This window comes from Bacillus sp. AM 13(2015) (assembly GCF_001518755.1).
Taxonomy (GTDB): domain Bacteria; phylum Bacillota; class Bacilli; order Bacillales; family Bacillaceae; genus Bacillus; species Bacillus safensis.
The window spans coordinates 43,327-69,450 of record NZ_LKCP01000084.1 but is presented as its reverse complement, the minus strand read 5'-3'; the positions used below and the strand labels follow the sequence as shown (position 1 = coordinate 69,450).

Annotated in this window: 24 protein-coding genes and 1 pseudogene; 22 read left to right on the top strand and 3 right to left on the bottom strand. The window is 43.7% G+C overall.

The annotated features are described in order from the left end of the window. Positions 1 to 9: 9 nt before the first annotated feature. The 8 genes and pseudogenes from srtB to cydC all read left to right on the top strand — a co-directional run bounded on the left by srtB (position 10) and on the right by cydC (position 10,047). A complete protein-coding gene (srtB, locus tag AOQ70_RS15865) occupies positions 10 to 759 on the top strand; it encodes a class B sortase (RefSeq protein WP_059377264.1) in 750 nt (249 codons plus the stop codon). 18 nt (positions 760 to 777) lie between these two features. Next, positions 778 to 1,716 carry an ABC transporter substrate-binding protein gene (locus tag AOQ70_RS15860; protein WP_059377261.1) on the top strand — a complete coding sequence of 313 codons (939 nt, stop codon included), beginning with the start codon at positions 778 to 780 and terminating at the stop codon, positions 1,714 to 1,716. Further along, positions 1,713 to 2,726, top strand: a complete 1,014-nt coding sequence (locus tag AOQ70_RS15855; RefSeq protein WP_047202949.1) for a FecCD family ABC transporter permease — start codon at positions 1,713 to 1,715, stop codon at positions 2,724 to 2,726. Before AOQ70_RS15860 ends, AOQ70_RS15855 begins: the two co-directional genes overlap by 4 nt. A 7-nt stretch (positions 2,727 to 2,733) precedes the next feature. Continuing rightward, complete coding sequence (isdG, locus tag AOQ70_RS20100; RefSeq protein WP_269433634.1) at positions 2,734 to 3,849, top strand: heme oxygenase; 1,116 nt, start codon at positions 2,734 to 2,736, stop codon at positions 3,847 to 3,849. A 321-nt stretch (positions 3,850 to 4,170) separates the two neighbouring features. Next, on the top strand, positions 4,171 to 5,586 hold the full coding sequence (locus AOQ70_RS15845) for a cytochrome ubiquinol oxidase subunit I (protein ID WP_039182485.1): 1,416 nt from the start codon (positions 4,171 to 4,173) through the stop codon (positions 5,584 to 5,586). Continuing rightward, on the top strand, positions 5,573 to 6,589 hold the full coding sequence (gene cydB, locus AOQ70_RS15840; RefSeq protein WP_059377256.1) for a cytochrome d ubiquinol oxidase subunit II: 1,017 nt from the start codon (positions 5,573 to 5,575) through the stop codon (positions 6,587 to 6,589). Before AOQ70_RS15845 ends, cydB begins: the two co-directional genes overlap by 14 nt. Beyond that, the gene (cydD, locus tag AOQ70_RS15835; RefSeq protein ID WP_059377253.1) at positions 6,589 to 8,325 is read left to right on the top strand and encodes a thiol reductant ABC exporter subunit CydD; all 1,737 of its coding nucleotides are present in this window, start codon (positions 6,589 to 6,591) and stop codon (positions 8,323 to 8,325) included. Before cydB ends, cydD begins: the two co-directional genes overlap by 1 nt. After that, a pseudogene (gene cydC, locus AOQ70_RS15830) lies at positions 8,315 to 10,047 on the top strand (thiol reductant ABC exporter subunit CydC). The gene cydD and the pseudogene cydC overlap by 11 nt, the downstream one beginning before the upstream one ends. 53 nt (positions 10,048 to 10,100) lie before the next feature. Here cydC and AOQ70_RS15825 read toward each other — a convergent pair. Beyond that, positions 10,101 to 11,138, bottom strand: coding sequence for a pectate lyase family protein (locus tag AOQ70_RS15825; protein WP_059377250.1), 1,038 nt, complete (start codon positions 11,136 to 11,138; stop codon positions 10,101 to 10,103). A 452-nt stretch (positions 11,139 to 11,590) separates the two neighbouring features. On the opposite strand from AOQ70_RS15825, the gene sigY reads away from it, so the two are divergent. The 13 genes from sigY (at position 11,591) to AOQ70_RS15765 (ending at position 22,876) form a co-directional block, all read left to right on the top strand. Further along, positions 11,591 to 12,124 carry an RNA polymerase sigma factor SigY gene (gene sigY / locus AOQ70_RS15820; RefSeq protein ID WP_039182475.1) on the top strand — a complete coding sequence of 178 codons (534 nt, stop codon included), beginning with the start codon at positions 11,591 to 11,593 and terminating at the stop codon, positions 12,122 to 12,124. Then, positions 12,121 to 12,432 (top strand): YxlC family protein, encoded by a 312-nt coding sequence (locus tag AOQ70_RS15815; RefSeq protein WP_039182472.1) that lies wholly within the window; start codon positions 12,121 to 12,123, stop codon positions 12,430 to 12,432. The genes sigY and AOQ70_RS15815 overlap by 4 nt, the downstream gene beginning before the upstream one ends. Further along, the gene (locus AOQ70_RS15810; RefSeq protein WP_039182469.1) at positions 12,429 to 12,641 is read left to right on the top strand and encodes a hypothetical protein; all 213 of its coding nucleotides are present in this window, start codon (positions 12,429 to 12,431) and stop codon (positions 12,639 to 12,641) included. Before AOQ70_RS15815 ends, AOQ70_RS15810 begins: the two co-directional genes overlap by 4 nt. A 311-nt stretch (positions 12,642 to 12,952) precedes the next feature. Beyond that, positions 12,953 to 14,323 (top strand): NADP-specific glutamate dehydrogenase, encoded by a 1,371-nt coding sequence (gdhA, locus tag AOQ70_RS15805; RefSeq protein ID WP_039182467.1) that lies wholly within the window; start codon positions 12,953 to 12,955, stop codon positions 14,321 to 14,323. Between the two features lie 82 nt (positions 14,324 to 14,405). Then, positions 14,406 to 14,519, top strand: coding sequence for a hypothetical protein (locus tag AOQ70_RS19985; protein ID WP_223250414.1), 114 nt, complete (start codon positions 14,406 to 14,408; stop codon positions 14,517 to 14,519). Positions 14,520 to 14,640: 121 nt separating this feature from the next. Next, entirely contained in the window at positions 14,641 to 16,032 is a 1,392-nt protein-coding gene (locus AOQ70_RS15800) for a hypothetical protein (RefSeq protein WP_059377247.1), read from the top strand. A gap of 59 nt (positions 16,033 to 16,091) precedes the next feature. Further along, positions 16,092 to 16,703 (top strand): class F sortase, encoded by a 612-nt coding sequence (locus tag AOQ70_RS15795; RefSeq protein ID WP_059377245.1) that lies wholly within the window; start codon positions 16,092 to 16,094, stop codon positions 16,701 to 16,703. A gap of 238 nt (positions 16,704 to 16,941) precedes the next feature. Next, positions 16,942 to 18,885 carry a BglG family transcription antiterminator gene (locus tag AOQ70_RS15790; RefSeq protein ID WP_058838462.1) on the top strand — a complete coding sequence of 648 codons (1,944 nt, stop codon included), beginning with the start codon at positions 16,942 to 16,944 and terminating at the stop codon, positions 18,883 to 18,885. A gap of 122 nt (positions 18,886 to 19,007) precedes the next feature. After that, positions 19,008 to 19,313, top strand: coding sequence for a PTS sugar transporter subunit IIB (locus AOQ70_RS15785; protein ID WP_003214824.1), 306 nt, complete (start codon positions 19,008 to 19,010; stop codon positions 19,311 to 19,313). Positions 19,314 to 19,327: 14 nt separating this feature from the next. Then, positions 19,328 to 20,677, top strand: a complete 1,350-nt coding sequence (gene celB / locus AOQ70_RS15780) for a PTS cellobiose transporter subunit IIC (RefSeq protein ID WP_024423868.1) — start codon at positions 19,328 to 19,330, stop codon at positions 20,675 to 20,677. A gap of 26 nt (positions 20,678 to 20,703) precedes the next feature. After that, a complete protein-coding gene (locus tag AOQ70_RS15775; RefSeq protein ID WP_039182451.1) occupies positions 20,704 to 21,030 on the top strand; it encodes a PTS lactose/cellobiose transporter subunit IIA in 327 nt (108 codons plus the stop codon). After that, positions 21,027 to 22,355, top strand: a complete 1,329-nt coding sequence (locus AOQ70_RS15770) for a 6-phospho-beta-glucosidase (protein ID WP_059377243.1) — start codon at positions 21,027 to 21,029, stop codon at positions 22,353 to 22,355. The genes AOQ70_RS15775 and AOQ70_RS15770 overlap by 4 nt, the downstream gene beginning before the upstream one ends. Positions 22,356 to 22,477: 122 nt before the next feature. Beyond that, positions 22,478 to 22,876 (top strand): hypothetical protein, encoded by a 399-nt coding sequence (locus AOQ70_RS15765; protein WP_059377241.1) that lies wholly within the window; start codon positions 22,478 to 22,480, stop codon positions 22,874 to 22,876. 19 nt (positions 22,877 to 22,895) lie between these two features. Here AOQ70_RS15765 and AOQ70_RS15760 read toward each other — a convergent pair whose 3' ends face one another. Together AOQ70_RS15760 and AOQ70_RS15755 are read right to left on the bottom strand one after the other, a co-directional pair. Continuing rightward, a complete protein-coding gene (locus AOQ70_RS15760; RefSeq protein ID WP_039182442.1) occupies positions 22,896 to 23,090 on the bottom strand; it encodes a hypothetical protein in 195 nt (64 codons plus the stop codon). A gap of 95 nt (positions 23,091 to 23,185) precedes the next feature. Beyond that, the gene (locus AOQ70_RS15755; protein ID WP_059377239.1) at positions 23,186 to 24,277 is read right to left on the bottom strand and encodes a branched-chain amino acid aminotransferase; all 1,092 of its coding nucleotides are present in this window, start codon (positions 24,275 to 24,277) and stop codon (positions 23,186 to 23,188) included. Between the two features lie 368 nt (positions 24,278 to 24,645). Here AOQ70_RS15755 and AOQ70_RS15750 point away from each other — a divergent pair, with 368 nt between their 5' ends. Beyond that, on the top strand, positions 24,646 to 26,073 hold the full coding sequence (locus tag AOQ70_RS15750) for a DUF1565 domain-containing protein (RefSeq protein WP_059377236.1): 1,428 nt from the start codon (positions 24,646 to 24,648) through the stop codon (positions 26,071 to 26,073). The last annotated feature ends 51 nt before the right edge of the window (positions 26,074 to 26,124 follow it).

Genomic DNA, 26,124 nt, shown 5'->3' with positions numbered 1-26,124 from the left:
TGAGACAGTGTGAAACGAGGAAAACGGCTTTGGCAGCGGATGCTGACGATCGTTTGTTTAGGAGTATTGATTTATAGCGGTACAGCCATCGGCTTCGAACTTTTCGGTTATTATCAAAATCGCCAGGTGCTTGCAAAGGCTCAGACGATGTATGGACATGAAGAAATGAATGAAAAACGGGAGTTGGGAAAGATCCGTTCGTCATTTGATGAGTTGCGGAAGGTGAATGAGGACATTGTCGGCTGGATCAATATGGAGGATACGATGATTCAGTATCCGATCGTTCAATCTCGCGATAATGCGTTCTACTTAACTCGTAATTATTTAAAAAACGACACCCGGGCAGGCAGTATCTTTATGGATTATCGTAATGATGTCCTGCATGAAAGCCCAAATACGGTGGTGTACGGCCATCGGATGAGGGATGGATCCATGTTTGCTGGACTCACAAACTATCTAAAAAAAGATTTCTTTAATGAGCACCGGACATTTCAGTACGATACGCTGTATCAAAGCTATGAAGCGGAGATTTTTGCCGTGTATGAAACGACGGTTGACTTCGATTATATTCAAACCGATTTTCAGGATCTTGGCGAATATGCACATTACTTGCAAGCTGTGCGGAAGAAATCAATCTATCAAACGAAGACAGACGTGTCCACAGATGACCTCATCCTCACCTTATCGACCTGTGATCATGTACTTGCACCTAAAAACGGGCGTCTCGTGGTACAGGCAAAGCTAAAGAAAGTTTACTAGAAAAGGAGAGACAGACGGTTGAAATTTTCACATGTGATCTTGGCGGGACTCGTCTTGATGCTTCTCCTCAGCGGATGCAGTCAGGCAGCACCTGTAGAGAAAGAAAGCGCGGCAGGAGCGCTGAAGATAAAGGATTTTACCGGAAGAACGCTGTCATTTGATGAATCCCCTCAGCGTATCGTCGCCTTATCGACCGGGGACTTGAGCATTCTATATGCTTTAGGCGGTGAGGCGGTCGGCAGGCCAACTGCCGAGTTACCAGACAGCTTACAAAAGGCAAAGTCCGTACAAACGATTGGCACAACGCATCAATTTGATGTAGAGCTGATCACAAGCCTACAACCTGATGTTGTGCTTGGAAATGAACAATTAAACAGCAAGGACATCTCGACAATAGAAGGAATTGGTTCACAGCTTCTTTTGACAAGCGCCAATTCAGTGAAGGACATCCAGCGCCAAATTTCGTTATTTGGGGAGTTGCTTGGGAAGCAGCAAAAGGCTAAAGCACTCAATGATCAAATTGATGAGCGGAAAAAGCAGGTCAAGCAGCCTAAGAAAAAAGTAAAAACACTCGTTGTGTACGGTGCACCCGGCACATATATGGCGGCGCTTCCTCAATCCTTAAGCGGAGATTTATTGCATATCGCCGGGGGTGCAAACATTGCTGAGAATGAACCAGCACTCGAAAAATTCCCTCAATACGCCCAAATCAATGCAGAAATGGTGATCGAAGCCGATCCTGATCTCATTCTGCTCATGACACACAGCAATCCTGAAGATGTGAAAGCGGGCTTTATGAGTGAAATGAAACAGAATGCAGCATGGCACGACGTATCAGCTGTCAAAAATGGCCGCGTGGAGATTCTGCCTAGTGATTTATTCGGGACAAATCCAGGCGCAGACGTCATCAAGGCGATTGATGAACTAGAGAAGAGATTGAAGCGATTGTCATCATGAAGGTGAATGCAGAGTTAGATTTTCAAAAAAGACAGTCAAGACGAAGGTGGCTGATACCAGGACTGCTTCTTTCGCTAGGTGTGGGCATATGTCTAGGGCTTGCATTAGGTTCTGTTCAATTATCGCTGCCAGATTTGATCGCTGCTTTGACGGGATCAGGCCAGCCTGTCCATGAAAAAATCGTCATGGATTTACGCCTGCCGCGCGTTCTCATAGGCTTCATCGTCGGGGCCTGTCTCGCAGCATCAGGAGCGATTTTACAAGGAGTCGTCCGAAATCCACTCGCTGACCCTGGCATCATCGGAGTGACCGCCGGCGGTGGGTTAGCTGCTGTACTCAGCATGATTGTGTTTCCACAATTCACGTATCTGCTTCCAGCGGCTGCCTTCCTTGGCGCTTTATTAGCGGCACTCGTTGTGTATATCCTGTCATTTGACCAAGGGGTTTCGCCACTGAAATTGATTCTGGCGGGAGTGGCAGTCAATGCCCTGCTTGGTGCGGTCATGAATGGGTTGATGGTGCTTTATAGTGAGCGTGTACAGGCTGTTCTGCCTTTTTTATCAGGAGGGTTAAATGGACGGAGCTGGCATCATCTGAGCTTTGTGTCACCCTATGCGCTTGCCGGTTTGTGTCTTTGTTTTTTTGCGATCAAGCCCGCAAATCTTCTTTTACTTGGTGATGAGTCAGCGCAGCTGCTTGGCCTTAGAGTCGAGCGAACCCGTTTTTTCTTAATTGCACTGGCGGCGCTTTTGGCGGGTGCAGCGGTAAGCGTGAGCGGTTTAATTGGATTTGTCGGTCTTGTCGTTCCTCATTTTATCCGCCTTTTAATTGGAGATGACTACCGGTACCTGCTTCCGATCTCAATGCTGGGCGGCGGCGTACTTGTGGTCTTTGCTGATACAGCAGCACGGGTATGGTTTACACCGGTTGAACTGCCTGTTGGTATTCTGCTTGCCTGTATTGGTGCACCTTTCTTCCTCTATTTATTAAAAAAGAAAGGGAGGGGTTAAGTTGGATGTGATTGCGATGGATGACGTGAGCCTCAGTCAAGGAGGCTTTCGGCTGTCGTCTATTTCAGCAGCTGTGCCTAAAGGGAGTGTAACAGGAATTATTGGACCGAATGGGTCAGGGAAGTCGACGTTTATTAAAGCGGCCGCACGCCTTACGTCGATCGAAAGCGGCATGATTTATATTCACAATATCCCGCAAAAAGAAATGACAGCACAGGAGATTGCACAGGAAATTGCCGTTCTGATGCAGACGAGAACTGCCATCCCATCGATGACAGTACGTGAGCTGGTTGCACTTGGACGCAGTCCGCATCGTTCGATCTGGAAAAAGAGCTCGCAGACAGATCAGGAAGCGATAGAGTGGGCGCTTGATGTGACCAATAGCCGCGTGAATGAAAACAGGATGCTGCATACATTGTCAGGCGGAGAAAGGCAGAAGGCGTATATTGCAATGGCACTGGCTCAGAAGACAGAGACGATTATTCTGGATGAGCCTACCACTTACTTAGATATTGCGCACCAGCTTGATTTACTAGAGCTGCTCAAACAGCTGAATGAAACGCATGGGATCACCATTTTAATGGTTCTTCATGACCTGCAGCAGGCAGCAAAATATTGTGACCGCCTGATTGCGATGAAGCGTGGTCAGGTTTACCAAATAGGGACACCAAACGAAGTATTAACAGAAAACTTTTTCAAAGAAGTCTTTGGGATTCAGGCAGAGGTTCACTTAGATGGAGAGCATCCGCTCATTATCCCAATCGCTTCGATCCAACAACAAAAGGGAGATGAATCAAACATGATCATTGTAAACAACCAGGTTAGAGTAGAAAAAGGCAGTGCAGACCACCTCGTCAAGCGTTTTAACAAGCAGGGACAAGTAGAATTCATGGAAGGATTTTTAGGCATGGAAGTCTGGGTCACACAGCAGACAACTGATTACGATGAAGTGACCATTCATACCCGCTGGAATCGAAAAGAAGATTTTGTGAACTGGACAAAATCTCAGGCATTTGGAGATGCACACGCTCACGGAAAAGCGAAACCTGAAGGGCTATTAAAAAACAAAATTACGTACTATGAAGTACAAGTGACAAGACCTGCTTTACAGAAAAAAGCTTAAAATAGAAACACAGCGCTGCGGCCCACATGCAGCGCTATTTTTTTCGCTTTTTTATTTTCCGTCACATATTTTTGACAAAGTATTCAAACAACTGACACAATACCATCCAATTTTTAGGTAAAATTTACTTTATTTTTGAAGCGTATGGGTGTAAAGTACAGGTATAAATAACTAACCGAATGAAAATCAAGAGTAAAATTTCACCGAGTGAACCATTTCAAATGGACTTTTATTTGTGAATCATTGAACAAATAGTGAACATTTTGTGAAATGGTGAGCATGAATCGTTCGGCATGTGAAAGTAAGGGAGGATGTAAGGCTGTGAGTGAGCTGTTTTTAGCAAGATTTCAATTTGCTTCAACGACATTATTTCATTTTATTTTTGTTCCTATGTCAATAGGTTTGGTGTTTATCGTCGCATTGATGCAGACCCTTTATGTCGTCAAGAAAAAAGACATCTATAAAAAGATGGCGAAGTTTTGGGGTCACCTGTTCTTACTTAACTTTGCAGTAGGTGTGGTAACAGGGATTCTGCAGGAATTCCAGTTTGGGATGAACTGGTCAGATTATTCAAGGTTTGTCGGTGATGTCTTTGGTGCACCGCTTGCCATTGAAGCGCTTTTGGCCTTTTTCCTTGAATCTACATTTATTGGACTTTGGATATTCGGCTGGGATCGTCTGCCGAAGAAGATTCATTTATTGTGCATTTGGCTTGTTTCCCTTGGTACGATCTTTTCGGCGTTTTGGATTTTACTCGCCAACTCATTTATGCAGGAGCCAGTTGGATTTGCCATTAAAAATGGTCGTGCAGAAATGAATGATTTTGGCGCTCTTGTAACGAACCCGCAGCTTTGGGTTGAATTCCCGCACGTTCTGTTTGGTGCACTGGCAACAGGAGCTTTCTTTATTGCAGGAGTTAGTGCCTATAAAATGATTAAAAAACAAGAAATCGCCTTTTTCAAAAAGTCATTCCAGATTGCGATGGTCCTCGCTTTAATTTCTGGCTTAGGTGTGGCGTTCTCTGGACATGATCAAGCGAAGCATTTAATGAAATCACAGCCAATGAAAATGGCAGCAAGTGAAGCCCTTTGGAAGGATAGTGGAGATCCAGCGGCTTGGACACTATTTGCCAACATTGACACGGATAAAAAAGAAAACTCTGCGGAGATCAATATTCCGTTTGCCTTAAGTTATTTGGCTTATTCGAAGTTCAGTGGAGACGTTCCAGGTATGCTGACGCTTCAAAAAGAATATGAAGCCAAGTTTGGCCCTGGAGACTACATTCCGCCAGTGAAAACAACATTCTGGAGCTTTAGAATTATGGTCGGTGCCGGCATGCTGATGATTTTTGCTAGTATGATTGGCTTGTACTTAAGCTTTAGAAAGAAACTTGAAACAAACAAATGGTATTTACGCTTCATGGTATGGATGATTGCGTTCCCGTTTATTGCGAACTCAGCCGGCTGGATCATGACTGAGATCGGGCGTCAGCCGTGGACCGTCTTTGGCATGATGACGACGGCTCAATCGATTTCACCGAACGTATCGTATGGCATGCTGTTATTCTCAGTCATTAGCTTTACGGCGATGTATCTGATTCTTGCTATTGTGCTCGCTTACTTATTCATTCGAGAAATTAAAAAAGGTGCACATTCTGAAGAAGATACAGATCAAAAGGATGAAACGGACCTGTCTACAGATCCATTTGATGGAGGCGCATATCATGGCATATCTTAACGAGATTTGGTTTATTCTTGTCGCAGTATTGTTTGTTGGATTTTTCTTCTTAGAAGGATTTGATTTTGGTGTCGGGATGTCCATGCAGCTGCTTGGAAAGGACGCGCACGAGCGCCGCATTTTAATCAATACGATTGGTCCTTTCTGGGATGCGAATGAGGTCTGGCTGATTACAGCTGGCGGCGCTATTTTCGCTGCATTTCCTCACTGGTATGCCACGATGTTCAGCGGATACTATATTCCGTTTGCGGTTCTCCTCTTAGCGCTCATTGGGCGCGGGGTCGCCTTTGAATTCCGAGGGAAGGTTGAGAAAGCCTCTTGGATCAAGACATGGGACTGGGTCATCTTCTTTGGCAGTCTGCTTCCGCCATTTTTACTAGGTGTATTATTCACGAGTATTTTACGCGGGATGCCAATTGATCAAGACATGAACATGTACGCTGGTTTTACGGACTTTGTGAATCTTTATTCAGTGATCGGCGGGGTAGCTGTGACAGTTCTTTGCCTGTTGCATGGCTTGATTTTCGTCACACTTCGTACAGAGGGTGAATTAAGAGATCGTGCAAGAAAACTGGGCCAGCGTGTCCTGCTTATTGCACTCCCTGTTCTTGTTATTTTTGTCGGTGTGTCCATCATAGAAACAGACATTTATACCGTACGCCCGATCATCACCATTCCGTTAACTGTGCTGATTGTGGCTTGTTATATAGCTGCTCTTGTTTTGATGAGAAAAGAACGTGATGGCTGGACATTCTTATTCACAGGCGCAGGCATCATGGTGACGGTGTCCATGCTGTTCACTGCATTGTTCCCGCGCGTCATGATTAGTTCAATCAGCCATTCATTTGATCTCACGATTCAAAACGCTGCATCTGGATCTTATTCACTGACGGTCATGACGATTGTGGCCATTTCTTTGCTGCCCTTTGTGCTTGGGTATCAAATTTGGAGCTATTACGTCTTCCGTAAACGTGTAAGCGGTAAGGAGCCAATGACCTACTAATGGATAAACGTTTGCTTCAACTAAAAGGAATGAGAGGGCTTCTTGCCCTCTTAGGTATTGTGTCACTCATCCAAGGAGCAAGTATTATTTTCCAAGCACAGTGGCTGGCACATGCCATTACAACGCTGTTTGACGGGAAAAGCCTCTCGCAGGCAACGCCATATGTCCTGCTATTTCTTGCTGCCTTTCTTGTGCGGCACGGTCTCACCTTGATTCGGGAGAAGGTCATGTTTACGTACTCTTCCCGAATTGGAGCAGACGTCAGAAAGCAGCTGCTAGACCAACTCTTTCGATTAGGGCCTGCCTTCGCAAAGAAAAAAGGGACAGGAAAGCTTGTCACATTAGCAATGGAAGGAATTGCTCAATACCGTCAGTATTTACAGCTGTTTTTGCCGAAAATGGTGAACATGGCAGTGATTCCGGCAATGGTCCTGATCTATGTGTGGACATTAGATGAAACATCGGCCGTCATTTTAATTGTGACGCTGCCTATTTTAATTATTTTTATGATTTTGCTAGGCCTTGTTGCTCAGCGTAAAGCGGCCAAACAATGGAGATCGTATGAGAAATTATCCAATCATTTTACTGACTCTCTCCGCGGCCTTGAGACGCTTCGGTACTTAGGTATCAGCAAAAAGCACTCCCGTAATATTGCAGAGGTGTCAAAGCGATATCGAAAAGCGACCATGAGCACACTGAAGGTCGCCTTTCTGTCATCGTTTGCGCTCGATTTCTTTTCCATGCTATCAATTGCAACCGTCGCTGTTTTTCTTGGCTTGCGATTAATTGAAGGAGAGCTTCTCTTATTGCCGGCTTTGACGGCGCTTATGCTGGCGCCAGAGTATTTCCTGCCGGTACGTGAAGTAGGAAATGATTATCATGCGACGTTAAATGGAAAAGAAGCGAATGAAGCTATGCAGGTCATTTTAGAAGAAAAGGGCTTCCGCACGCAGGAGACACAATCTGTGCAGCTGGACAAGTGGGATGCACAATCTGTCCTCACGCTGCAAGATGTTTGTGTCCAGCATGATGAACATGCCCCTTATTCCATTCAGGATGTAGATCTCACTGTCAAAGGGAAGAAAAAAATCGGCATTATTGGTGCCAGTGGTTCAGGGAAATCGACGTTAACCGATGTCCTTGGCGGATTTGTTGAACCGTCTTCGGGTGAAATCACGCTAAACGGCCAGCCGCTTGTTCATTTACAGATGAAGGAATGGCAAAAGGAAGTTGTCTATATGCCGCAGCACCCCTATTTATTTCACATGACATTAAGAGAAAACATTCGTTTTTATGAACCGAATGCAACAGATGAAGAAGTGGAAAGAGCTGTGCATGAGTCTGGTTTAACTCAGCTTGTCACACAGCTGCCAAATGGCCTGGATGAGGTCATTGGAGAACAGGGAAGAGGGCTAAGCGGCGGACAGGCGCAAAGAATTGCCCTTGCTCGAACTGTGCTGGGCCAGCGGTCGATTATGCTGTTAGATGAACCAACGGCGCATCTCGATATTGAAACAGAGTACGAATTGAAGAAAACAATGCTTCCACTGTTTGAACATAAACTTGTGTTCTTAGCGACACACAGACTCCATTGGATGCCGGACATGGATGAAATCATTGTCATGGATCAAGGAACCGTCGCAGAAATGGGGACACATGAATCATTAATGCAAAGAAAAGGCGTGTATTATCAATTGGTACAGGAGCAAATGGGGGCGGTCACACATGATCAGTAAAGGCTGGTTTATACCTTATATCAAGGAGAATCGAAAGCTGTTTGCCTTGGTTTTATTTTTAGGAGCCATTGCGGTATTCTCTGCTTCTATGCTGATGTACACGTCGGGCTTTCTCATTTCAAAAGCCGCGACAAGACCTGAGAATATACTCATGGTCTACGTCCCAATCGTGGCTGTACGTACCTTTGGTATTTCGCGCTCTGCTGCCCGCTATGCAGAAAGGCTGGCGAGCCATCAGCTCATTTTGACAATGATTGAAAAAATGCGTGTGCGTCTGTATGACATGGCTGAACGAAGTGCCAAACAGACAAAGCTGGGGACAGGTGAAATGCTTGGTCTCTTGTCAGATGATGTAGAGAGACTGCAGGATGCCTATTTAAAAACCATCTTTCCATCCATCGGTGCACTGCTTTTATATGCCGCATCCATTGGAGCACTTGGCCTTTTCTCATGGCCTTTTGCTGGACTGATGCTGCTTTATATGGCACTTCTCTCTTCGTCTTCCCATACGTCACAGTGCTTGTGAACCGGGCAAGACAAATTCAAATGAAAAAAGGCAGAAATGAACTGTACAGCCATTTAACAGATGCAGTTATGGGCGTTAGTGACTGGCTGTTCAGCGGCAGGCAGAAAGATTTTGTTGATGGTTATGAACAAAAAGAAGCGCAGCTGTTAGCGCTTGAATCAGCCAAGCACCGGTTTATCCGCTTGCGCCAATTTTTTGCACAGCTCTTGATTGGAGGAGCTGTCGTACTAGTCGTGTATTGGAGCGGCTCGGTCGTTCAGTCAGGATCCATGTCACACACCCTGATTGCAGCCTTTGTGCTTGTGCTGTTTCCGTTAACAGAAGCCTTTCTTCCGCTGTCAGATGCGGCAGGTGATATCCCTGTCTATCAGCATGCTGTCAGCAGATTACATCATTATGAAAAGCAGTCATATGAAGGAGAAACTGAGAGCGAGGCAGTGGATCAGTCAACCCTTTCTCACGATGAAGCGGTCTGTTTCAATCAGGTGTCCTTTCGGTATGACACGCATCAATATGTACTTCAAGACCTGTCCTTTTCTCTGAAGCAAGGGGAATCACTCGCACTATTAGGAAAAAGCGGTGCAGGCAAATCGACCATTTTAAAATTGTTAGAAGGGGCAGTCGTTCCAAATCAAGGAGCTGTCAGCATTCAAGGAAAACCGGTTCAAAGCATTCAAGAGAATGTGTCTGCCTATGTGTCTGTGCTCAATCAACAGCCTTATTTATTTGATACGTCTGTTTTAAACAATATCCGTTTAGGATCTCCAGAGGCGACAGAAGAGCAGGTAAAAGAAGCAGCTAGACAAGTGCAGCTGCATGATTACATCGAGTCTTTGCCAGAAGGTTATCACACAGGTGTTCAGGAGACAGGGGTTCGATTTTCAGGTGGAGAAAGACAGCGTATGGCATTAGCTCGGATTTTGCTGCAGGACACGCCGGTTGTTGTATTAGATGAACCGACCGTCGGGCTTGATCCACGGACAGAGCGTGAATTGCTTGAAACCATCTTCCGTGTGTTAAAAGGGAAAACAGTTATTTGGATAACCCATCATCTGACTGGCTGTGAGGCGTGTGACCGCATCATGTTTATTGAAGACGGACGCATTGAGATGCAGGGTCAGCATCAGGTTTTACTAAAAGAAAACAAGCGTTATCAAAAGTTGTATGAAATGGATCGTCCTTTTTCTACAATCTAAATGAAATGACAAAAACGTTCGGACAGGAAATCTCTGCCCGAACGTTTTGTGGTTTAAGGGTTTACTTTACCAACACCTGCATTTGAGATCACTTCTGATTTCACATTGTTCACGTTAAGCAAAGAGTAGTTATAAGGAGGGTTATACGTACCTGTTGAAGATGTTGGCAGACTGCCTGTGCTGTTAATATAAGAGTTGTTGATGACATGCCATGTTCCAACTTGACGGCTGTCCCAGCTTCCAATGGCATTATTGGTGTTTTCAAATACGTTGTGTTCTATTCTCATCTTTGCGCCCATACGTGAGTTAATCGCTGTTGCCAAGATGCCTTTATAATAGTTGTTATAGACATGGCCTTCCCCGAAGCGCATAGACGGTACACGAGAGTTCAGGTTTTCAAAACGGTTGTTGTGGAACGTAATTTTTCGATTATAGTTATCGTTATCGGAGCTGCCCATGAGCATTGTTTTCCAGCTGTCATGTACATAGTTCCACGAGAAGGTAATATAGTCAGAGTCATTTTTGACATCAAATAAACCATCGTAGTCATCCTTCCCAGAATTCAATGTGTTGTACAGTTCATTATGGTCGACCCATATGTTTTTAGAACCGCCTTCGATCCCGATTGCATCTTTGTCACCGATTTTGCTGTGGTGGATTTTCAAGTTGCGGATGATGATGTTATTGGCACGCCATACTTTAATGCCAATCCCATTAAATTCACCGTTCGTCCCTTTACCGACGATCGAAACATTATTTGTATCTTTCACATCTATTTTATTGGCTGATGTATTAGAAGGGGTAATCGTCCCGTCTACTACAATTTTTAATTTTTCGTTTGTTCCTTTATTTTTGAGGGCAGCCAATAATTCATTTCCAGTTTTGACTGTGACGGTTTTACCACCTTCACCGCCTGTTGTGCCGCCATTTAATGTGGAGAAGCCTTGTTGATTAAAGTTGGCCATAATAGAAGGGCTTTCTGGGTATTTGTTTGCTGCCTTTGCCTCCCCGTTTGGTGCAAATAATGAAGTGACGAGACCAACAGCTAATACACCGGCTAACATTGGAACTTTTCTCTTCAAAGTCAACATCTCCATTCTCTATTTTGTTTTAATGAAAACGTTTCCAAAATAAGCTGTGATTCACCCAATCCTCCTTCCTTCACAAGCATCGCCTCATTTGGAATGTAGGAAGAGCATAGCATGCAAAAAGGTATCATCGGCTAAGGATAGGCGCAGCGTATTCCATGATTTTCTAGGAAGCTAAGCCAATGATTATTTTATTTCATCTTCATGAGATAAGGACCATTGTCGATAGGTATGTGGATGACATCATGATTATGGAGAGGAGGCTCTCCATTTGCTAGAAAATCAAAACGCATCATTTTGTTAGAGAAGAAGGAATGCCATAATCATTACATAAGAAAAAATGGCATATAAAATGGGTTTCATAGAAGTTATGCTAAAAAATAAGGTCTATTTTAAACGGTATTGTCATTCGTGTCGTCTGATGAGTAAGAGAAGAAAAGGAAGGAGGGACGTGTTTGGAGCAGACAGAAGAGACATTATTGATTCAGCGGGCAAAACAGGGCGATGATGCCGCGTTTACGGCCCTTTATCGGCATCATTATTCCTTTCTTTACCGATATATGTTGAAGCTGACCCTTCAACAAGAGCTGGCAGAGGAAATCATGCAAGAAACGATGCTGAAAGCGTATATGAAACTTTCTTCATTTAGAGGAGAAGCCTTATTTTCAACCTGGCTCATTTCGATTGCATCTAGGCAATTTTTAGATCACCAGAAGAAAAGAAAACGTGAACAATTGAGAGAAGGAAAAGCGAATCAGGAGGCCATACGCCGTTTCAAATGGGACGTTCAGCAAAAGGGGAACACATGGCATGACATGTGGGATGCTTTAAATGAATTAAAGGCTCAGGAGCGGGCACCCATTATTCTGCACTATTATTATGGCTTTACCTACCCAGAAATGGCTTCAATGCTCGGAATGAGAGAAGGCACTGTGAAATCGAGGGTTCATCATGGATTAAAGAAAATTCGAAAGGAGTGGGATGTATGAAGGAAGATCGTTTGACCGAACGTTTAAAAGAAGAGCTGCAGCAGCTAGATGAACAAATTGAAGTGGAAAAGCCAAGTGAGCAGGCTGTCATGATGATGTTGAAACAGGCGAAGGAACAAGAGAAAAGGCGTTTTAAACAAGAAGTGCTGGCATACGTTTTGATCAGTTTGACCATTCTGGCCCTCTTTGCAGCTGCCATTACCCATTTGCCTATCATCTTCATTCTTCTCCAAATAGTGAGCGTACCCATCTGCTTTATTGTTGGCTACAAGGAATATCAACATATCAAAGGAGGGTCTTCCTTATGAGTCAGACAGAAATGATCATCTTATTGTGCGTCTTGCCGTTATTGTTTGCACAGGGCTTTCTTTTATTTATGGATGCAAAGAAAAGAGGGCGTTACAAGTGGTTCTGGGGTATTGTCGGTCTCATTAACTTTCCATCGTCTTCTATTTTATATTGGCTTTGTGTCGTGCTACCTGATCGAAAAAGAGGCGGGAAGCTCCGAAAAGATTGAGTGCATCCGATCAAACTTTTGACCCTTTTTTCGTTGGAAAACAAGCTAGAAATTCATCATGATTCATGTATTTGTCAAAGAAAACGGGATGAGAAACATCCGCTTGTTCGTTTCTAGCACATTAGTCATTCCTTGAGCGCTTATTTTTAAAGTTAAATGCTGAGGCTGCTTGATCTATCTCAATTCGGCATCATTTTCATCTGTTATCAATATTGATCAGATTTTACAATTGGTGTTAAATTAATCTCAATATGCGTTAGAAAATCTAACAATTAAAAGTCTGGAGATATCTACAAGGAGGCAGATGCGACATGTTGACCTTAGATCGAGCAGCACAAACAGCACAAAGCTACATCCACCGTGTGTTAGAAGAGGTGGAAAAACGAAATCCCGGCGAGGAGGAATTCCAGCAAGCGGTAAAAGAAATTCTGGAATCACTCGTCCCAGTTTTTGCGAAGCATCCAGAGTATGAAAAACAGGGCATTTTAGAACGGCTCATTGAACCTGAGCGGCTTGTGATATTTCGAGTGCCATGGGTAGACGATGAGGGCAAAGTACAAGTCAATCGAGGGTTTAGGGTTCAATTCAATAGTGCCATCGGTCCTTATAAAGGAGGAATTCGTTTCCATCCAACCGTCAATGCAAGCATTATCAAGTTTTTAGGGTTTGAACAAATCTTTAAAAACGCACTGACTGGTATGCCGATCGGTGGAGGGAAAGGCGGATCGGATTTTGACCCTAAAGGAAAATCTGATGGAGAAATCATGCGTTTCGTTCAAAGCTTTATGAGTGAACTCGGCCGATATATTGGACCTGATCAAGATGTGCCAGCAGGTGATATTGGTGTAGGAGCACGCGAAATTGGCTATATGTTCGGACAGTATAAGAAAATGCGCGGTGCTTATGAAGCGGGTGTACTCACGGGGAAAAGCCCTGGATTCGGAGGCAGCTTAGCGAGAAAAGAGGCGACAGGCTACGGACTGGTGTACTTCATGGAGGAAATGCTGAAAGCACATGGGCTCCAATTTGAAGGGCGTTCAGTTGTTGTGTCGGGCTCAGGAAATGTGTCTATTTATGCAATGGAAAAGGTAATGGAATTAGGCGGTAAGGTTGTGGCTTGCAGTGATTCAAGCGGAGCAATATATGATCCTCAAGGGATATCACTTGAGACCATTAAGCAGCTGAAGGAAGTCGAGAATCAGCGGATTGGGGCATACATAGACATTCACCCGCATGCTGAATTAATTGAAGATTGTGAACAAATTTGGTCCGTTCCTTGTGATATTGCGCTGCCATGTGCAACACAAAATGAAATATCAGAGGCGCATGCACAGCAGCTTGTGGCAAATGGTGTCATCGCTGTTGGAGAAGGAGCCAATATGCCGTCCACTCTTAAGGCGGTCAAAGTATTTGAAGAGAATCGTATTTTGTTTGCGCCGGCAAAAGCGGCGAATGCTGGCGGAGTAGGTGTCTCAGCACTGGAAATGGCGCAAAACAGTGCAAGAATGTCTTGGACATTTGAAGAAGTAGATGATCAGCTGAAACAAATGATGCAGTCTATTTATCGTCAGTGTACAGAGACAGCGGACGAATATGGACACTCAGGGAACATCATGGTTGGAGCAAATATTGCAGGATTTCGTAAGGTGGCAGATGCCATGATTGCACAAGGCGTGATTTAACTCCTGCTCTCCCGCACCTGTTTATTTCATGACAAGATGGGGAATCGTCCTTTAAGAATGACAATAAGGAGGCGCGGGAGAAATGAAAAAATGGCTGAAACAAATTGTCAAATGGGCACCTGTGATTTATCCAGTGGTGAGGAAAATATATAAAGAGCGAAAAGCATCTAAACGTCGTAACGTATCAGCCGGATAATCCGGCTTTTTTTATGCAAACATACAGATCCTGTGTTGTAAAAAAATAATAGAATCGAATGATCCATTTCATCCCTCTCTCCGTTAAGTACATAACAAACGGAAAGAGGAGGAAATAAAAGATGAACATGAAGAAAGCAATGTTAACCATTCCACTGAGCGCAGCGTTACTATTCCCAGCGGCTCATAGCGCAAGTGCACACGAAGGACATATGCATGGGGAGGCGAAGAAGACGTCTTCGTCACAAGAGGTATCAAATAAAGCAACAGATCTTCGAGCAGCACTAGATCAGCTGTTTTCAGAGCATGCCTATTTAGCGGTGATCACGATGCAAAAAGGAATTGACGGCAGTAAAGACTTCGATCAAGCAGCGGCGGCTTTAAATGACAACACGAATGACTTATCAGATGCAATAGCCTCTGTGTATGGTAAAAAAGCAGGCAAACAATTCAAAGACATTTGGTCAAGTCATATCGGCTACTTTGTTGACTATGTACAAGCCACAGCGAAAAAAGATGATGCAGGTAAAAAGAAAGCGATCAAGCAGCTTGACCAATATCGAATGAAACAAGCCGATATGCTCGATCAAGCAACAGACGGCAGACTGAAAGCAAGTGAGCTTGAAGAGGGCTTGAAGATGCATGTGAACGAACTGCTAAAAGCGTTTGATAGCTATAATGAAAAGGATTTTGATACGACCTATGAAACAGTGAGAAAATCCATTCATCATATGTTTGAGGTAGGAAAAGGCGTGTCATGGGCCATCACAGATCAATTTCCTGGGAAATTTGATCAAAAGTCAGTGGATACACCAGCAGCGGATCTTCGTGAAGATTTAAACTACTTGTTTTCAGAACATTTGGCACTCGCAGTAGTTGCCATGCAAAAAGGAAATGATGGCAGTAAAGACTTTAAGCAAGCAGCAGCGGCTTTAAATGAAAACACAAATGATTTATCTGATGCAATTGCATCTGTTTATGGTAAGGATGCAGGCAAACAATTCAAAGACATTTGGTCAAGCCATATCGGTTACTTAGTTGATTATGTCAAAGCGGATGCATCAGGGGATCATCAAGCAAAAGAAAAGGCTGTCAAAGATTTAGATGCGTATCGAATGAAGCAAGCGAAATTCCTAGATCAAGCGACAGATGGACGTTTGAAGGCAGCTGATTTAGAAGCTGGTTTGAAAACACATATTGATGAGCTGATCAAAACGTATACGTCTTACCATAATGGCGAATATGATCAGCTTTACCCGACAGTGAGAGAGGCTTATGGTCATATGTTCATGGTTGGTCAAGATGTCACAGCAGCAATTGTTGAACAGTATCCTGAGCTGTTCAAATCCAACATGCCTAATGAAATGCCGAAAACAGGTATGGGAGGCACAGCCGGTCCTTTAGGCATGTCCTATGAAGCATTTGCGGGAATGATCGCAAGTTTGATCCTCGCAGGCGGCGTGGCAGGTGCATTCTTCCTTAATCGCCGTAAGGCATCAAATTCTAACTCATAAAGACAGACGGGAACGTGCACAATCGTGCCGTTCCTTTCTTCAAAAGGAGGCCGGCTTAGATGAAGAATTGGCTGCTCAGCATATTTTCATTTCTCATCATCACAGGCTGTTCATCACAGTCAATGGATGAATCGTCATCCTCAAAAAACATATCAGCTTCTAAGGAAATGACCACACATCAAGCTGAGAAACAGAACCACTCACACGAAACATTTAAAGACGAGCCATCTGGTATAGTACCAACTGAAATCGCCATTCCCGCTATTGATGTCAAAGCAAAAGTGGAGAAAACAGCTTTATTAAAGGATGGCAGTATGGGTGTCCCTCGGGATACAGACAACACGGCTTGGTTTGAAGATGGTCCAAAACCGGGGGATAAAGGGAATGCCGTCATGAATGGCCATGTAGATAATAAATGGGGGCCATCGGTTTTTTATCGATTAAAGGAGCTGAAAAAGGGAGACAAGGTGATCGTCACGTCCTCATCGGGAAAAAAGCGAAGCTTTGAAGTCATAAAAGTTAGAAGCTATCCGCGTGAAGAGAAGCCCAATGCGTTTTTTGGATACGCCTTTACACGGAATCTCAATTTAATCACTTGTACAGGGACATTTGATCATGCAGCAGGCACGCATGAAAAAAGATTGGTTGTCTTTACCCAGATGATCTCTTGATAAACAAGGCGGATACACGATGGTGTACGCCTTTTTTTCGTGGTTCGCAAGTATCTTTCAAAAAGATTCATAGGACATTAGATATGGTTAGTTGTATAAATAGGGGCATTTGTCATATAAATGAGTTGGCAATTTTTATTTCTTTTCAGTAGAATATGAGTAATGAAGAGAACTGCAAGCGTATACAACCTGTCCGGACAAGGCAGATTCTCCACCCCTACATAAGGAGGCCGATCTGATGCTGAGTAAAAGACTGGCGCACATCTTAAGTCAGCTCATGGCAGCTGAGACCCCGCTCACAAGCGCTGCACTATCTGCCAGTTTACAAGTGACAAGCCGCACCATTCGTACAGACATAAAGGAACTGAACGACCGTCTTGCCCCTTATCAAGCAGCTGTAACAGCTGTAAGAGGAGCTGGCTATGAGCTGTTGATCAACGATGAGAATGCCTTTCGCCGTTTTATGAAGGAGGAGGTTGAGCAGGAAGAGCCGCTTGCTGTGCTGCCAGAGGAGCGAGTTCGGTTTATTTTAAAAAGGCTTCTTTTGGCAGAATCCTATGTGAAGCTAGAGGATTTACAGGAGCAGCTGTTTATTAGTAAATCGACGATGAGCAACGATGTGAAATCGGTCAAACGTAAGCTGGAGCCCTTTGATCTGAAGCTGGAAGCGAAGCCGAGCAAAGGCTGCCGGATCAAGGGATCAGAGATGAAAATTCGTTATTGCATGTCAGAATATTTATTCAATGAACGTCGTTCTTATCAAACGATGCTGAACACAGCGGTCACCATTTTGCCAAAGCATGAACTCGAATTGCTTCAGAAAACAATGATAGATTATATCAATGAGGAAGGCATGAATCTATCAGACATTTGCATGAATAATTTAATCGTTCATGTTGCTATTGCCTGCAAACGAATTAGACACGGAAACTATGTATCTGTTCTTCCAGAGGAAATCAGCGAAATTCCGCGGGCAAAAGAATACAAGGTCGCTAAAAAAATGGTGGAGCGTCTTGAAGGGCTGCTGGATGTCTCATTTCCACAAGAGGAAATCGTCTATATCACCATTCATTTACTAGGAACAGCCAAAATGGTACAGTCCTTTTCCTCGAGCGGTCAAAAACAAATTGTCGATGATGACACGAGTCGGCTTGTACAGCTCATGCTGAAGGCCATTGATCAAAAATTGCAGCTTGATTTAGCCGGCGATACGGAACTAATGATTGGATTGAGTCTGCACTTAAAGCCTGCCATCAACCGATGTAAATATGGAATGAACTTAAGAAATCCGATGCTTGATGAAATAAAAGCGGGGTATCCACTTGCCTTTGAAGCGGGGATTATCGCCAGCAGGGTCCTTGAAGAAGAGGAGGGGCTGAGTATTCATGAGAATGAAATCGGATATATGGCGCTTCATTTTGGTGCGGCTTTAGAGCGGAGGAAAATGGAGATCCCGCCGAAGCGATGTCTCATTGTCTGTGCGTCTGGTGCAGGAAGTGCGAGGCTGCTGCAGGATCGTTTGCGGTCTCAATTTGGGTCAAAGCTGACCATTTTAGGAACAGCAGAGCTATATTCGCTTCCGCATGTCTCTTTACATGCACTGGATTTGATTATTACAACCATTCCAATTCATATGGAATTACCGGTTCCAGTCATTCAAGTGAACACCATTTTGGGAGGCGGCGATTTTTTAAAAATTGAAGAAGCCCTGACGAGTGAAACAAGGGTGACATTGGCCTCGCAATATATGAAAAAGGAATTGGTTTTTACAAAACGCGCCTTTCACACAAAAGAAGAGGTCATCACCTTTTTAACGCAAAAAGTCATCGATATGGGATTAGCGCCAGCTGAGCTCACACCATCTGTCATGGAAAGAGAAGAGGCTGCCCCTACCTCTTTTGGACATTATACGGCGATTCCGCACCCGATGACGCCGCTGACAGATGAGACGTTTTGGGCGATATGTACATTAGAAAAACCAATCATTTGGGGAGAGAAAAAGGTTCAATTTGTCTGCCTGCTTTGTGTCGAAAAAGAGAATGCCAAAGATTTAAAAGGCATGTACCGCCTGCTGGGGGAGCTTGTGCATAATGTGAAATTCATTCAGCACCTGATCGCCTGTGATACATTTGAAGACATGCTTGATATCATGTATAAAAAGGCTCCTTCGTACAAGAACTAACTGTGTGATATTAACTTTTTCCGCTTCCTAAAGGAAAAAGTATGGGTGTTTATGAAAGCGGTTTCATAATATGATGAATGTGTAAAGAATAGCTTCACACTTTGAAAAGGGGGCGTTTACACATGAATATCTTATTGGTTTGCGCAGCAGGTATGTCTACAAGCTTACTTGTCACAAAAATGGAGAAAAGCGCACAAGAACAAGGAAAAGATTATCGTATTTGGGCAGTATCTGGAGATTCTGCGAAAAATCATATTGATCAAGCCGATGTGCTTTTATTAGGACCTCAGGTTCGATATTTATTACCGCAAATGAAAAAGCTCGGAGAAGAAAAAGGAATACCAGTAGACGTAATTAATACCGTGCATTATGGCGTATGTAATGGCGCCGAGGTTTTAAAATCTGCTGAACAGCTAGTGAACGGATAAAGGGGGCGGAGGGGATGAATGGATTCAACCGATTTCTAGAAGAGAAGGTCATGCCGTTTGCAGGGAAGATTGCCGCTCAAAGACATTTACAAGCATTGCGTGACGGAATTGTTTTAACGATGCCTCTCATTATTGTCGGTTCACTGTTTCTCATTTTAGCCAACCTTCCGATCCCAGGATACAGCGATTTTATGGCAAGTATCTTCGGAGCAGAATGGGCCACGAAACTATCCTATCCTGTTAATGCAACCTTTGACATTATGGCACTTGTTGCAACCTTCGGAATTGCTTACAGGCTAGCTGAAAAGTATGCCGTTGATGCACTATCATCTGGTGCGATCGCTGTTGCGGCTTTCCTGTTGGCTACTCCATATCAAGTACCTTTCACACCTGAAGGCTCAACAGAAGCTATCCTAGTGGGCGGGGGAATTCCTGTCACACTGATGGGCAGTAAAGGCTTATTCGTTGCCATGATTATTGCCATGCTTTCAACCGAAATTTACCGCTTTATTGTACAGCGGAACATCGTCATCAAAATGCCTGATGGTGTACCGCCAGCAGTCAGTAAATCGTTTATTGCACTTATTCCAGGCTTTGTGGTCATCACGCTGATCTGGGTCGCTAGACTTGTGATTGAGATGACACCTTTTGAGAGTATTCATAATATCATCACGGTCTTAATTGGTACACCGCTTTCCATTCTTGGTGGCAGCTTAGGCGGCAGTATCGTTGCAATGGGTGTGCAAATGCTTCTATGGGCATGTGGTATTCACGGAGCAACCATTGTCGGGGGCGTCATGGGGCCAATTTGGCTCGGTGCAATGGATGAGAACCGTCTTGCATTCCAAGCAGGAGAAGTGCTGCCGAATATTTTCACAGCGCAGTTCTTTGAAATCTTCATCAACGTCGGCGGAAGCGGTGCAACGCTTGCTTTGGTGCTGACCATGATCTTACGTGCCAGAAGTAAACAAATGAAACAGCTTGGCCGCCTTGCCATTGGGCCAGCCATCTTTAACATCAACGAACCGATCATTTTTGGAATGCCGATTGTGATGAACCCAATGCTTCTCATTCCATTTATCCTTACGCCAATCATGATGATCATCACCACATATATCGGAATGAGCACAGGGCTTGTGGCAAAACCTGCAGGGATTGCTGTTCCATGGACCATGCCGCCAATCATTTCAGGCTATCTCGCCACAGGAGGCAAAATCTCTGGTGCTGTCATGCAGCTGATTAACCTTGCGTTGTCATTTGCTCTATACTACCCATTCTTTAGAATGTGGGATAAGCAGAAATTGAAAGAAGAAAGTGAACTAGAAACAAAAGCATCAACTGATGAAAATGTTGTCAGCATGTAATAGAGGGAACAAGGGGGATGCGGCCGATGGAAATGGAACAAATTGTGTTTCAACTCATCCTGCACGGCGGAAATGGCAGAAGCTCAGCGATGGAAGCCATTACGTGTGCAAAGCAAGGTAATTTTGATGAGGCGAAGCAAAAAATGCAGGAAGCACAAGACGCGTTAAATGAGGCGCATCACGCACAGACAGAGCTGATCCAAGGAGAAATCAGGGGCGAAAAGACGGATATTAGCCTCCTCATGATTCATGCGCAGGATCATCTCATGAACGCAATGACCGTTAAGGAGCTCGCAGCAGAAATCATTGAGCTCCATGAAAAAATGAAGCAACTCGGAGGTGTCAATTCATGAAAGAAGGAATCAAAATTGTCACAATAGGCGGTGGATCGAGCTATACGCCTGAGCTCATCGAAGGTTTTATTAAACGATATCATGAATTGCCTGTAAAGGAATTATGGCTTGTGGATATTGAAGCGGGTCAGGAAAAGTTAAACATCGTGGGCGCTCTGGCGAAACGTATGGTCGAAAAAGCAGGTCTGCCGATTGAGGTACACCTGACTCTTGACCGCCGGGAAGCCTTGAAGGACGCAGATTTTGTGACGACACAATTTCGTGTAGGACTACTGGAAGCACGGGCAAAGGATGAGAGAATACCGCTTAAATACGGCGTCATCGGTCAGGAAACGAACGGACCAGGCGGTTTATTTAAAGGCCTTCGGACCATCCCAGTCATTTTAGACATTGTAAAGGATATGGAAGAGCTTTGCCCAGACGCATGGCTTGTGAACTTTACGAATCCAGCCGGCATGGTCACAGAAGCTGTTTTACGCTACACGAATCTCAAAAAAGTCGTCGGTCTATGCAATGTGCCGATTGGGATCAAAATGGGAATCGCTAAGGCGCTTGAAGTGGATGTAGAACGCATTGAGGTACAGTTTGCCGGTCTCAATCACATGGTCTATGGATTAGACGTATATTTAGACGGGGTCAGCATTATGGATCAAGTGCTTGATGAACTAGGAAATCCAAACAGCCAGTGGTCCATGAAAAACATTGAAGCGAAAAACTGGGAGCCTTCTTTTGTGAAAGGATTAGGGGTCATCCCATGTCCGTATCACCGCTATTACTATAAAACGAAAGATATGCTGGAAGAAGAACAAAAGGCGGCTCAAGAAAAAGGAACACGAGCGGAGGTTGTACAGCAGGTCGAGCGGGAACTATTTGAGCTCTATAAAGATCCTGATTTGTCGATTAAACCACCGCAGCTCGAAAAAAGAGGCGGAGCCTATTACAGCGATGCGGCTTGTAACTTAATCAGCTCCATCTATAATGATAAGCACGACATTCAACCAGTCAATACAGTGAACAAAGGGGCGATTGCCAGCATTCCGGCTGAATCAGCTGTTGAAGTAAACTGTATCATTACGAAGGACGGACCAAAGCCAATCGCGACAGGTGATCTGCCTGTAGCTGTCAGAGGGCTCGTTCAACAAATCAAATCATTCGAGCGTGTGGCAGCTGAAGCGGCTGTAACTGGAGATTACGAGACGGCTCTTGTTGCGATGACGATCAACCCGCTCGTCCCATCTGACGAGATTGCAAAGCAAATTTTAGATGAAATGCTTGAAGCGCATCGTGAATATTTACCTCAATTCTTCAAATCAGTCAATGCTTAACACATAATGAGTGACCCCTTTTATGGGGTCATTTTTTATGATTTCTTCATATGGAAACTGGAGAAAGAAGTGTATGATAGAAAAAACAGCATGTATGGCTTCAAAGAAAGGACTGTTGGAATATGGTTGCAATTGGTTTAATGCTTTACGGGTTTGTCGTACAGCCTGTCATCAGTTATGGCACAGTGATCTTGTTTTTGTATGGCCTTATTGCTTCATTTGTTGGTCTCGTTCGGCATAAGGGCTATGTGTGGATCTATGTTCTCCGTCTGCTTGTTTGTTTCACCATTCCAGTGACCAACCTGTTGATGTATTTCGCAACGATTGGAGGAGATGCAAGAAAGTTTGATTTCCAGCCGATGCCGCTTGTTTACTATCTTGTCTTTATCCTAGAAATCATGATCATCTTTTTGCCAGAGATTTTTTTACTGATCGAAAGAAAGCGGAGCATCAAGGGGAAACAGTGGATATACGTCGGGGCAATTGTTGCCGTATCGGTCTTGTTTTGGTGCACGATTTGATGGCAAGCAGACGAGTCAACTAAGTCTTTTTCGCTTTTTGTTTCTGTAACTTCTTTCGTCTAACCTTTACAAAAGAGATGGAAAGAGCAAGGATAGAAATCCCAAGCGCCTTAAATAGAAATCGGGTGAGGAACGGTGAATCGTCGAAACCAGTAGCGACGATCATCGATCCGATACAGATCCCAATGAACGCTAATAGATAAGTAAAAAACATACCATCCCTCCTCAATTTATTACCATTATAAGGGATAAAGGAGAGGTAAATAAACAAAAAAGAACCCTTCGTGAATGAAAGGTTCTTTTACATGCTTATGCTTGCTTGACGACCGAGTCAACTTCAACTGTCCAGCCGAAGAAGTCTGGCTGTGTTCCTTTTTGGATGCCAGTAATGGCTTCATACAATTTCTTGGATACTTCGCCTGTTTGACCATTTTGGATCACATATGGCTGATCATGATAAATTAATTCCCCGACAGGAGAGATCACGGCCGCCGTTCCAGTCCCAAAGATTTCTTCAAGCTCGCCAGATTGATGTGCTTCAATTAACTCATCAATTGAAATTTTGCGCTCTGTGACTGGAATTCCCCAATGCTTTAACAGCTCAAGTACAGAGTTACGTGTGATGCCTTCTAAAATGCTGCCGTTCAATTCAGGCGTCACGATTTCTCCGTTGATTTTAAAGAAGATATTCATGCTGCCGACTTCTTCAATGTATTTTTTCTCGACCCCATCAAGCCAAAGAACTTGTGAAAATCCTTTCGTTTCAGCCACTTGCTGTGCTTTAAGGCTTGATGCATAGTTTCCAGCTGTTTTGGCATTTCCTGTTCCACCCTTAACGGCACGGACAAACTCATTTTCAACGGCAATTTTGACCGGATGAATGCCTTCTTTATAGTATGATCCCACTGGAGATAAGATAATGATCAGCTTATACGTGCTAGACGGTGCAACGCCTAAATATGGCTCAGTGGAAATAATGAATGGACGAATATACAAGGAAGTGCCCTCTGCATCAGGTACCCAATCCTTATCAATGCGAATGAGTTCATTTAAGCCCTCTAATACTGTTTCTGAATCAATTTGCGGAATACACAGGCGGTCATTGGATCTGTTTAAGCGTTCCATGTTCTTTTCCGGACGGAATAAGAGAATTTTTTGATCCTCAGAAACATAAGCCTTTAAGCCTTCAAAAACAGATTGACCATAATGGTAGACCATCGAAGCTGGGTCCATTGGAATAGCCTGATAAGGAATAATTCTTGGATCATACCAGCCTTTATCAATTGAATAATCCATCACAAACATGTGATCTGTGAAGATTTTTCCGAATTCAAGTTGATCAGATTGAGGTTTTGGTTTTTTTGTTGAACTAAGTTCAACGCGGATGGGTTGTTTTGGCATTGTAAATCTCCTTGCTGTTTGATTATTTGAAAATTCTAATAATATGAAATAATTATGATTCTATTCTATACCTTCACAAAATATTAGCAATAGGTTTTCTGGAATTCAGACAAGAAAAATCTGTTAAAGCGCTTTCCTTCTCTCTGCTGTCAGTTTGGCTCATGTCCCCCCTTTTTAAAAAAGAAATAAAATCCAAATACGTTATTAACTGATTAATCTGACAATTTAAAAACGAATGGTTTTCCTGTAAGATATTCTTTCAACCATACACCTTTTGACTAGTACATTGCAAGGGACATTGTCATATTTTAATCCTCTTTTTTTTAACCGATAAAGGAAGAAGAGAAGGGAAAGGAGCAAACAACAAGATGAAACGAGTGATACCAAGCATTTTACTCATTGTATTCATGTCCATGATCAGCTTTGGCTGTCAAGCGATGACAGAGGAAGCTGGTGCTAAGCAAAGCACAGCTTATTACGTAGCGGTAAACGGAAACGACAAAAACCCGGGAACAAAGCAAAAACCTTTCCGCACGCTGAAAAAAGCAGCAAGTATGGCGAAGGCTGGGACAACCATTTACATGAGAGGCGGTACATACAAAGAGAAATTGATTGTCCGTTATTCCGGAACAAAGAAAGCACCCGTTGTCTTTCAAGCTTACGGAAAAGAAAAACCTGTGATTAGTGGGGCATCCCTTAAAGGAAATCAAGCCGATGGCGGCCTTGTCACGGTCGATCAAAAGAGCTACATCACCCTCAAAGGCCTCACTGTAGGACATCTTAAGACGAATAAAGAAGATTTAACACCAGTTGGTATTTTCATCAAAGGAAGCGGTAAAGGCGTAAAACTGCTCAATAACCGAGTGTATGACATTCAGACGAAACATGAAAATGGAAATGCACATGGAATTGCTGTCTATGGGACAAAAGCTCCTGCAGCAATAGAAGACATTGAAATCAAAGGAAATACCGTTGAAAAATTAAAACTGGGCTTCAGTGAAGCGCTTGTGCTAAATGGAAACGTCAAAAAGTTCCGTGTGACACATAACACGGTCCGGCACACTGATAATATTGGCATTGATTTAATTGGTTTCGAGAACGTAGCACCCTCTAAAAAGTATGATCAAGTTAGAAATGGAGTCGTCTCTAGAAACATGGTATATGAGATTACGAGTGCAGGGAACCCAGCCTATGGAAGCGACATCTCCGCTGGCGGAATTTATGTTGATGGCGGAAAAGACATTGTGATCGATCATAACATCTCACATCACAATGACCTGGGGATTGAAGTCACAAGCGAACATAAAGGAAAAATGGCAGATCGCATCCGCATCGAACACAATCAAGTATATTTAAACCGTTATACAGGCATATCTATTGGCGGCTATGATACGAAGCGTGGCGGTACAACCAATACGACGATTTCACATAATATTTTGTACAAAAATGACACAGCCGGCTTAGAAGGCGGCCAATTGCTAATGCAGTATCAAGCAGTGAACAATCGAATCACGAATAATATCATGACGGCTAGCGCCTCGCATTACTTAGTCGTGAATCTTTATCAAGTGAACCAAAAGAATACCTTCCAGAAGAACGTTTATGATGATCGCAAAGGTGCGAAAGCATCACAGTGGATTTGGCGCGGGAAATGGATGGAAGGCTACAAAACCTATCTCTCTAATAGCGGTCAAGATAAAGGATCAGCCCATCTCAACCCACAATTTGTGAATGAGAAAAAATATGATTTCCGTCTGAAGAAATCATCACCTGCTAAGAAAATTATCGGAAGCTGATGATATTTTAGAAATTTTCAAAAAAGTCATTGACATTGATGTGACATCACA